At 32.2% G+C, this 258-nt stretch carries 1 pseudogene; it reads right to left on the minus strand.

The window, feature by feature from the left end:
- Positions 1-61: 61 nt before the first annotated feature.
- Positions 62-258: pseudogene (locus ACY2RT_RS15450) on the minus strand (hypothetical protein); the annotation flags it as partial.

Genomic DNA, 258 nt, shown 5'->3' on the forward strand with positions numbered 1-258 from the left:
AGGATATTAAGGTTGGTAGCACCAAGTTACGTATTTAATTCTGAATTTTGGAAAGTAACTATTAACGAAACAGGTCTTTGATCTGCTGCCAGGTAGATTTTTTTTCCATTAGTTCTTCTTCAAAGGTTGTTAAATCGTTACCACTTATTCTGTTAAATAATTTAGCACGGATCAAATAAACTGCATGAACAATAACTAACATCATGGGAACGAGATAGTATAGCTCTAATTCAGCTAGGTTATTACTTTCGTTAATTA

Source organism: Ulvibacter sp. 2210JD10-4 (genome assembly GCF_058148525.1).